We start from the raw sequence: 8,237 nt of genomic DNA on the forward strand, positions 1-8,237 counted from the left end.
GCAGTGCACCTTCTGCGATACCGATTTCGTCGGCACCGACGGCACCAAGGGCGGCAAGTATCCTGACGCCGACACGCTCGCCAACGCGGTCGCTGCCGAGTGGCCGAAGGACAATTTCGCCCAACCGTATGTGGTGTGTACGGGCGGCGAACCGCTGCTGCAGCTCGACGATGCGCTGATCGCGGCGCTGCACATCCACGATTTCGAGATTGCGGTGGAGACCAACGGCACCATCCTGCCGCCGCCGGGCGTCGAGTGGGTCTGCGTCAGCCCCAAGGCGGGCGTCGAGTTGGCGGTCGACACCGGACAGGAACTGAAGCTGGTCTATCCGCAGGACGGTGCGCCGCCGGAGAAATACGCCGACCTGTTGTTCGACTACTATTTCCTGCAGCCGAAAGACGACGCCAACCGTGAGGCCAACACGCGTGCCGCGGTGGACTATTGCCTGAAACATCCGCAATGGCGGCTGTCGTTGCAGACGCACAAGCTGATCGGCATTAGATAGCTAAAACTCTATTCACTTGTCACAATAACTTCGCAAAAACGCGGCTTTCCGGCGCGTCTGTTTTAACATCCGGCATACGTATAGGCCCCTATTTTCGCTCGCGAGTAAGCGGGCGGTGTGGTGCATGAGTTCGTTTGGCGGCGGGCAAAATTTCGGCAGGCCCGACAACGATGCCGACTGGACGGCGGGACGCATCGCCGTGCCGTTGCCGCCGATCTCGTCGGAAGCGACCTGCGACGCCGTCTATGAATTGCTGAACGCGGCAAACGCCCCACGCGCAGCGGCTGTCGTCGATGACCGCGGCGCCGTGCTCGGGCTGGTGAACCGGCTGCGCTTTCTGTCGAAATACGCCCAGCGCTTCATCCCGGAACTGTACGGCCGGCGGCCGATCATGGCGCTGGCCAATCCGCAGGCGCTGGTGGTCGACGAGCAGATGCGGGTGAGCGATCTGTCCGCCACCATCACCGAAGACCATCCCGATGCGCTGCGCGAATGTTTCATCGTCACGCAGGCGGGCACCTATCTCGGCATCGGCACGTCGGAAGCGCTGGTGAAGGCCAAGATGGCGCTGCTCGCCGCGCGCGAACGCCAGCTCAACACCGCCATGATCGCGGCCGAAGACGCCGACCGCACGCGCGCCAACTTCCTCGCCCTGATGAGCCACGAGCTGCGCACGCCGCTGAATGCGATCATCGGATTTTCCGAAGTGATATCCGGCGAGATGTTCGGGCCGCATCAGGTGAAAGCCTATGGCGGCTATGCCAAGGACATCCACGATGCCGGGCGGCATCTGCTGGCGCTGATCAACGACATCCTCGATCTCAGCAAGTGCGACGCCGGGCATATGGAGCTGCATTCCGAGCCGGTCGAACTGGGCGGACTGCTGCGCGATTGCATGCGCTATCTGCAAGGCCGCGCCGCCGACGGCAAGATTTCGTTGAAGCTGGAGCTTCCCGGCGATCTTCCCGCCGTCCGCGCCGATGCGTTGCGGGTCAAGCAGGTGATCCTGAACCTCCTCACCAACGCAGTGAAATTCACATTGCCGCACGGCCGCGTCACGATGGCGGCGAACGTCGCGGCGGATGGCGGCGTCGAAATCGTCATTGCCGACAGCGGCATTGGCATGGACCCCGATGAAATTCCGATCGCGCTGGAGCCGTTCCGGCAAATCTCATCGCCGCTGGCGCGCAACGTGGAAGGCACCGGCCTTGGCCTGTCGCTGGCGAAAACGCTGACCGAACGCCATGGCGGCACCCTGACCATCGAAAGCGCCCGCAACGTCGGCACCACCGTGCGCCTGCATTTTCCGCCGGGGCGGACGATCCGGCTGGATGGTGAACTCAAAACCGCGTGACAATCTTTTCCATGTCGGGGCGGACGCGCTCTTCCAGCGGAGCGGCGCTCGTGCCGATGTAGATGAATCCGGCGAAGCGTTCACCCGGGTTGAGGCCGAGACGGTCCTTGCTGCCGGGGTGATAGGCGTACCACTCGGTCAGCCAGTTGGCGACGTAGCCGAGGGCGTGGGCGGCGATCAGCATCGTCTGGCAGACGGCGCCGGCCGACAATTCCTGCTCCCACAGCGGGATCGGAATGCCCTCACGGGCGCGGCTGACGACGGCCACCACCACCGGTGCCCGCGTGAACCGGGCCGCTTCCTGCGCCGCGCGCTCGTCGCTCAGTTTCTCGGTTTCGAGGAGGGCTTCCACCAGTAGATTGCCGGCACGCTCCCGGGCCTCGCCCTCGAACACGATGAAGCGCCAGGGAAACAGCTTGCCGTGGTCGGGCACGCGCGCGGCGGCTTGGAGGATGGTGGCAAGTTCGTCGGCGCTCGGGCCGGGCCCGGTCATCGCCTTGGCGGAACCGGAACGGCGGCTGAGCAGGAGGTCGATCGCGTCGGGAGCGGGGCGGTTCAGGGGATTTTCCATATTTTCCGTATGGCTATTTGCGGGATGGGGTTGCGGCACTTATGTATGGCAACAGCGCCGGTGCCGTTTGGCGGGACCGTCACCATACGATAAAGTGCGCCGGAGGAGAGGAAAATGGCCGTTTCACTCGAAAAGGTCGCCAGCGTCGACCCCATCTGGTCCGCCCTGCGGCAGCAAGCCGAGGATTTGGCGACCCGCGAGCCGGCTTTGGCCAGTTTCGTCCACGCTACCATCCTCAATCACGCCCGGTTGGAGGACGCATTGTCGTACCACCTCGCCAAGAAGGTCGGCGGCGAGGACATCAGCCCGATGCAGGCGCGCGAGATTTTCGATCAGGCGCTGGCGGGCGATCCGGGCATCGGCCAGGCGGTGCGCGCCGACCTGTCCGCCGTGTTCGAACGCGACCCGGCGTGCCATTCCTACGTGGAGGCGTTCCTGTTCTACAAAGGCTTCCATGCCCTGGAGTGCTATCGCATCGGCCACTGGCTGTGGAGCGAGCATCGCGACGGCATGGCGCTGTTCTACCAGAGCCGCATCTCGGAGCTGTTCGACGTCGACATTCATCCGGCGGCGCAACTCGGTCGCGGCATCATGATCGACCACGCCACCGGCGTCGTGATCGGCGAGACCGCCGTCGTCGGCGACGACGTTTCGATGCTGCATGGCGTGACGCTCGGCGGCACCGGCAAGGAAACCGGCGACCGCCATCCCAAGATCGGTCGCGGCGTGCTGCTGTCGATGGGCGCCAAGGTGCTCGGCAACATCACGGTCGGCGAGTATTCGCGCATCGGTGCCGGTTCGGTGGTGCTGAAATCGATTCCGGCGCATTGCACCGCGGTCGGCGTTCCCGCCAAGCTGGTCAACTGCGCCGGCTGCGACCGCCCCAGCCAGGAGATGAACCAGTTCATCGACGAGGGCGAGGGGCTGTAGCGACCGGCGGTCGCAGCGATTGCCATGGAATCGGCCTATCGCAACGGAAGTTGCTTGACCGGCTCATGCGGTCGTGCGACTCCAAACCGTCCGCGATGGAGGCGAGAGTGAACCGCAACGAAATTTGGCGCGTCGAGAAGTATCTCCGGAACCTGTTCCGGTTGGATACGATCACCTTGGTCGAGCGTCCCAAGCAGCCCGATTCCGTCGAAGTGATGGTCAACGGAGAATTCATCGGCGTCGTCTTCAGGGATGAAGAAGACGGCGAGATCTCCTACGCCTTCAACATGGCCATCCTCGAGATGGATCTGCCGCCGGCCCCTGCCAGCCGCGCCTGATTATCCATGCTCGCGGCGCCGTCCGGAGCGGCCGGGTTTGTGACCCGGCACCATACCGCCGCGTTTTCGGCTGTGGCGGCGCTTACCGGAATCGCGACTGCTATCGCCGCCGCGTCGGCATGGTTTCAACCGATCGTCTGGAACGACGTCGCCGCGCTGGTGCTTGGCGCGGCGTTGGCGTTCGCGGTCGGCTATTGGCACGTCCGTCATCTGGCGCTGGCACTGCTGATCGCGGTGACGCCGCTGCCTGGATTGGTTTGGGCGGCGCCATTGTCTGCAGGCTCGCAGTTCGGGGCCGTTGCGCTCGCCGCATACGGCTTGGCCTATGCCGTGGCGACGATGTATGCGCGCCATACGCTCGATCGCGTGCTGAGCGCGGCGGCGGGCGAGGTGCCATGGCGGGCGGCGGCGGCGGTGCTCGGCTTGACCGTGGCGCTGGCGCTGATCTGGTTTTGGCACCGCGATGACGGCGACGCGGCACTGCAGGCGGTCGGCGATCTTGTTGGCGCCGCCTTATCGGTGCTGATGCTGCTGCCGCTGTCGTCGGCGCTGCTGCATTTCGACGAAGCCTTCGTTGCCAACGCCAATCGGGCGCGCGAGCGGCGCGGGCGAATGTTGGAACGGCTCGGCGGCGCTACTGTTCCGCGCTGGGGCTTGTCGCTGACCGGCGTGGCAGTGATCTTCCTGGCGCTGGGATGGTTCGGTGCCGAACCGCTGTTGCGCAACGGCTGGTGGCGCTATGCGGCGACCATCGTATTGGCCGCCATTGCATTCGGCAGCATCGCCGGTGGCTGGCGTGAGAGCATCGCCCTGATCCTGGTGACGGCGATTGCGGCGCTGGTGGCACTGTGGTGGCGCCATTACGATCCGCGGCTGGCGTTCGGTGCGGTTGCGGCCCTTGAAGCGGCAATGCTGGCGAGTTTGCTCGCCGTGTCGAGCGCGCGGCGCATGCGGCTGTGGCGTATGGCCGGCGACGACCCCGCCGTGGCACGCCGGCGGGCGCTCGAAGACGGCAGCGGTGCGCTGTTCGCGACCCTTGGCGCTACCGCGGCGGCGTTGCCGATGCTGCTGCAGTCCGGGGGGTATGTGATTGTGCTGGCGATTTTCGTCGGCGGACTTTGCGGCGCGTTGCTGCCGGCGGTGATCGTCACCGGCCTCGACGCCATCGTTCCCCGTCGCCGCTCGGCGGACGAAGTCTTCGGCCATCACGCGTAGCTCACCGGCGACGGACGGTTTCCGACGGGAGTTCACCGAAGGCGCGGCGATAGCGCTCGGCGAAGCGGCCGAGATCGGCGAAGCCCCAGCGATGCGCGATGTCGGCGATGCGCGGTACGTCGGCCGTTTCGAGCTCGCGGCGGGCTCCGTCGAGCCGCACCTGCCGCAGATAGGCGAGCGGCGTCGTGTCCTTGAACAGCTTGAAGCCGTTTTCCAGCGTGCGCGGCGTGACGCAGCAGGCGTCGGCGATATCGCGGATGCGGATCGGGGCGCCGGCATTGGCATGGATGAAATCGACCGCCTGTTTGACATGGCGCGGCATGATGCGGATGGCGTCGCGGCCGTGACGGTCGCGCCAGCGGCTGACCACCGGTTCGAATATCAGGCGCAGCACGGCCTCATGCATCAAGTTGGATGCCAGCTGCGAGGACAGGTCCGGATGGGCGAGGTCGATCGCGATCGCGTTGAGCAGCGCCAGAATGACAGGGCCGCGGCCGCTCGAAAGATCGATGATCGGGACAGCATTCAGCACGGCGAGTTTGATGTTTTCGCTGGTCGATCCGATGCAGCGTTCGACCTCGGCCGCACTCCATTTCAGCGTCGTGCGCGCGTGCGCTTCGTCGCTGTAGGCGACGTTGCTGCGCGTTGCCGGAAGGTGCTGGATCATCGCCTCGCCGGGCTGGGCAACGTCGTCCCTGGTACGTTCGGACATGCGTAGTGCGCCGATTTCCGGCAGCGAAAGTACGACAATGCCGGCATGCGAGCCGCCCGTGGTGAACTCCCAGTCGGCGTTTGAACGCACGCTCCACAACATGCGGTCGTTGCTGACGGCGAGCCGACCGCTCCAGCAAAACTTGTCCGCTGACGCGATGCGTTGGATCGTGGTGGTCGGCACGAACCGATAATACGCTTCGGCCAACGTGTTTGCCCCGCCCGTCAGGTTATGTGCGATGGAAAACATGGGGCGCTCGGGTGACGAATCTGTACCTGGTTACAATGATGGAGTTCATTTGGATTTTCTATCGTCGTCGGCGTGGTTGCTGTGTTGTGACGTTCCCGCAGGAGTAGAACTCCTGGTGTCCATTGCACGCTTTCGACGTGAATTCCGCCTGCAGACGGTTTCCGAAAGCCGCTCGTCGAACTTGCCGCGGACGCGCTCGGCAAATCATTCATCGGTGCGGATCCCGTTATGTAAGCACCCGCGCAGGTTTTGGACATGCGGCGGGGTGGGCGGCGCAAAAATGTGCAAGGCGCGAAGGACGTAGGCGTTTTACGAAGGAATTACGACCGGCGTCTGGAGCGCAGCCCGGACTCGTTCAAGATCAAAACAAGCCAACTGGTTTCAAAGCAGGAATATCGAAGACAGTGTTGGGAGATATGACTGACGCGACCTCCGTTCCTCCAGCGGAGCCCACCGATGTCGAATCCGTGCATTGGATGGTCCAGGAGTTTGGGGACAAGTGGAGCCTTCCGATCCTGTGCCGGCTGGGGACTGGGCCGCACCGGTTTCTTCAATTGAAACGCGCCTTAGGACCGGTATCGCAACGGATGCTGACCCGGACTTTGAAGAAGCTCGAACGGCTGGGAATGGTGTCGCGAACCTGCTCGGAAGGCGCGTTTCCGCAAGTCACCTACGACCTGACCGAGTCCGGATTGGTATTATTCGAGGCTGTCCGCAAGCTCGATGGCTGGATGGCCGAGCACCGCCAGGTGTTGCGGCGGCTGTAACGACCGGCAAGCGGTGATCACGAAAATGTGAGTGCCTATTTGTGCGCGGGTTGGCGGAACGACGCCAGCAGGTGCTCGACCTTGACGGTGATGTCGCGCCAGGATTCGAGGTGGGCGCGCTTGAACCGCAGGGTGAGAGACACGCCCGGCGCCAGCGGCGTTTCTCGCAGGCAGCTCGGACTTGGCACTTCAGGGGCGAGCTGATCGCAGCGCAGAACCACCGTTCCGGACTCGGTCTGGCCGACGAACAGGTCTTGGCCGCGATAGCCGGTGTCGGAGCGGAACGCATACTGATGCAGCCCGTACAGCCCCTCGTGGCCGCTGCGGTCGGCGAGATAATCGGCATAGACCCGGGTGAGCTTGTCGCCTTCTTTGACGCCGAGCTTGTCCTTGTGAATGGTCAGGAAAACGACATCCGAATCCGGCGCGTTGGAGGCGAAGGCATCCGTCGCCCAGTTCGACCAGCCCGAGAGGTCGGGCAGCAGCGCGTAAATGGTGATGGTCGCCTTTTCGCCGCCGCCGCGGGCGCTGTCGTACATCAGGTAATTCGCCGGTATGTGGAACGGCCGTCCGGCGACGCTGAGTGCCACGATATCGCTGCGGGAGGTCGGGGCGGCCTGCTCGTTGAACAGATTGTCGCGCGGAGCGAGGTAATAGAGCAGCAACACCGCCGACAGCACGAACGTCACGCCGAAGACACTCAACGGGATCAGCCAAGCCGAGCGGCGGCGCACGGTTTCGTCGTCCTTATAGCGGCCCACGTCTGCAGTCCCCGTCCCAAGTCGAGTCGATGCCAGACATACTATGGCGCAACCGCAAAAGGACAGTTAGCGCCTCGCGCCAAATCGAAACGCCGGGCCCAAAAGCTGTTGCATGCGGGCCGCGGACGCGCGCCAGTCGTTCCATTCCGGCACAGAAAAGCCGCCTGTCGCGGGCATGAGGCCTGCAGAACCGCCCTCAACAAAGCGGGGAAGCGGCATGCACGGCCTGATCATTGTCCTTTTCGCGATCGCGATCGGTTTCACCAGTTCGGGGATCATGGCCAACGCCTATCGCCTGATCGCCAAGAAACCGGAGAGCCTGACATCGCGGCTCGTCTACGCCGGCGTCATGGTGGTGGCCGGACCCAACGTGCTGTTCGAGAACGCGGCCAACTCCTTCAAGGCCAAGAAATGCTCCGGCATCGCCTTCTGGCTGGCCGCCGCCATCGCCGGCTATTGGAGCTTCGTGCTCGGCCTGTTCGTGCTCAACGTCTACGTCTCGAAATAGCTCACAGTACCGTCAGCATGCCGGCCACCAGCGGGTGGCGGACGATGTCGCAATCGGCGAGGCGGACGACGGCGATTTCCGGCACCGCTTCGAGGCGGTCGGCGACGTCCTTCAGCCCCGACATCCCCGGCAAGAGGTCGGTCTGGTCGGGATCTCCGGTCAGCACCATGGTCGAGTGCCAGCCAAGGCGCGTCAGCAGCATCTTGATCTGGCCATAGGTGCAGTTCTGTGCCTCGTCGATGACGATGAAGCAGTCGTTGAGCGTGCGACCGCGCATGTAGGCGACCGGCGCGATCTCTATGATGTTCTCCGCCACCAGCGCCTTCA

11 protein-coding genes are annotated in these 8,237 nt (G+C 64.2%); 7 read left to right on the forward strand and 4 right to left on the reverse strand.

Annotation, left to right across the window (positions count from 1 at the left end; translation table 11 throughout):
- Together queE and AC1P6P_RS13425 are read left to right on the forward strand one after the other, a co-directional pair.
- Positions 1-505, forward strand: a 505-nt coding sequence (gene queE, locus AC1P6P_RS13420; RefSeq protein ID WP_481402952.1) for a 7-carboxy-7-deazaguanine synthase, incomplete at its 5' end; no start/stop codon positions are given.
- Between the two features lie 124 nt (positions 506-629).
- Positions 630-1,859: a sensor histidine kinase gene (locus tag AC1P6P_RS13425; RefSeq protein ID WP_481402953.1), complete on the forward strand. Its 1,230-nt coding sequence runs from the start codon at positions 630-632 to the stop codon at positions 1,857-1,859.
- Here AC1P6P_RS13425 and AC1P6P_RS13430 read toward each other — a convergent pair.
- The gene (locus AC1P6P_RS13430; protein ID WP_481402954.1) at positions 1,846-2,430 is read right to left on the reverse strand and encodes a nitroreductase family protein; all 585 of its coding nucleotides are present in this window, start codon (positions 2,428-2,430) and stop codon (positions 1,846-1,848) included. The two genes, AC1P6P_RS13425 and AC1P6P_RS13430, sit on opposite strands and share 14 nt — an antisense overlap.
- A gap of 114 nt (positions 2,431-2,544) precedes the next feature.
- Between AC1P6P_RS13430 and cysE the strand changes: the two genes are divergently transcribed.
- From cysE to AC1P6P_RS13445, 3 genes are all read left to right on the forward strand, one after another.
- Complete coding sequence (cysE, locus tag AC1P6P_RS13435; protein ID WP_481402955.1) at positions 2,545-3,360, forward strand: serine O-acetyltransferase; 816 nt, start codon at positions 2,545-2,547, stop codon at positions 3,358-3,360.
- Between the two features lie 107 nt (positions 3,361-3,467).
- Positions 3,468-3,698, forward strand: a complete 231-nt coding sequence (locus AC1P6P_RS13440; protein WP_481402956.1) for a DUF3126 family protein — start codon at positions 3,468-3,470, stop codon at positions 3,696-3,698.
- A gap of 39 nt (positions 3,699-3,737) precedes the next feature.
- Positions 3,738-4,913 carry a hypothetical protein gene (locus AC1P6P_RS13445; RefSeq protein ID WP_481402957.1) on the forward strand — a complete coding sequence of 392 codons (1,176 nt, stop codon included), beginning with the start codon at positions 3,738-3,740 and terminating at the stop codon, positions 4,911-4,913.
- Between the two features lies 1 nt (position 4,914).
- Here AC1P6P_RS13445 and AC1P6P_RS13450 read toward each other — a convergent pair whose 3' ends face one another.
- Positions 4,915-5,874: a helix-turn-helix transcriptional regulator gene (locus AC1P6P_RS13450; protein ID WP_481402958.1), complete on the reverse strand. Its 960-nt coding sequence runs from the start codon at positions 5,872-5,874 to the stop codon at positions 4,915-4,917.
- Positions 5,875-6,350: 476 nt separating this feature from the next.
- Here AC1P6P_RS13450 and AC1P6P_RS13455 point away from each other — a divergent pair, with 476 nt between their 5' ends.
- Positions 6,351-6,641, forward strand: a complete 291-nt coding sequence (locus tag AC1P6P_RS13455) for a winged helix-turn-helix transcriptional regulator (protein ID WP_481402962.1) — start codon at positions 6,351-6,353, stop codon at positions 6,639-6,641.
- A gap of 35 nt (positions 6,642-6,676) precedes the next feature.
- Here the strand turns inward: AC1P6P_RS13455 and AC1P6P_RS13460 are convergent, their stop codons facing one another.
- Entirely contained in the window at positions 6,677-7,402 is a 726-nt protein-coding gene (locus AC1P6P_RS13460; protein WP_481402959.1) for a hypothetical protein, read from the reverse strand.
- 217 nt (positions 7,403-7,619) lie between these two features.
- Between AC1P6P_RS13460 and AC1P6P_RS13465 the strand changes: the two genes are divergently transcribed.
- Positions 7,620-7,910 carry a DUF6949 family protein gene (locus AC1P6P_RS13465; RefSeq protein WP_481402960.1) on the forward strand — a complete coding sequence of 97 codons (291 nt, stop codon included), beginning with the start codon at positions 7,620-7,622 and terminating at the stop codon, positions 7,908-7,910.
- A gap of 1 nt (position 7,911) precedes the next feature.
- Here the strand turns inward: AC1P6P_RS13465 and AC1P6P_RS13470 are convergent.
- Positions 7,912-8,237, reverse strand: a 326-nt coding sequence (locus tag AC1P6P_RS13470; protein WP_481402961.1) for a PhoH family protein, incomplete at its 5' end; no start/stop codon positions are given.

Source organism: Rhizomicrobium sp. (genome assembly GCF_056722145.1).

Excerpts from the sequence above, each read along its gene's own strand:
- AC1P6P_RS13465 (WP_481402960.1), top strand. The coding sequence starts at position 7,620 with ATGCACGGCCTGATCATTGTCCTTTTCGCGATCGCGATCGGTTTCACC.
- AC1P6P_RS13450 (WP_481402958.1), bottom strand. The coding sequence starts at position 5,874 with ATGTTTTCCATCGCACATAACCTGACGGGCGGGGCAAACACGTTGGCC.
- AC1P6P_RS13425 (WP_481402953.1), top strand. The coding sequence starts at position 630 with ATGAGTTCGTTTGGCGGCGGGCAAAATTTCGGCAGGCCCGACAACGAT.
- AC1P6P_RS13430 (WP_481402954.1), bottom strand. The coding sequence starts at position 2,430 with ATGGAAAATCCCCTGAACCGCCCCGCTCCCGACGCGATCGACCTCCTG.
- cysE (WP_481402955.1), top strand. The coding sequence starts at position 2,545 with ATGGCCGTTTCACTCGAAAAGGTCGCCAGCGTCGACCCCATCTGGTCC.
- AC1P6P_RS13455 (WP_481402962.1), top strand. The coding sequence starts at position 6,351 with ATGGTCCAGGAGTTTGGGGACAAGTGGAGCCTTCCGATCCTGTGCCGG.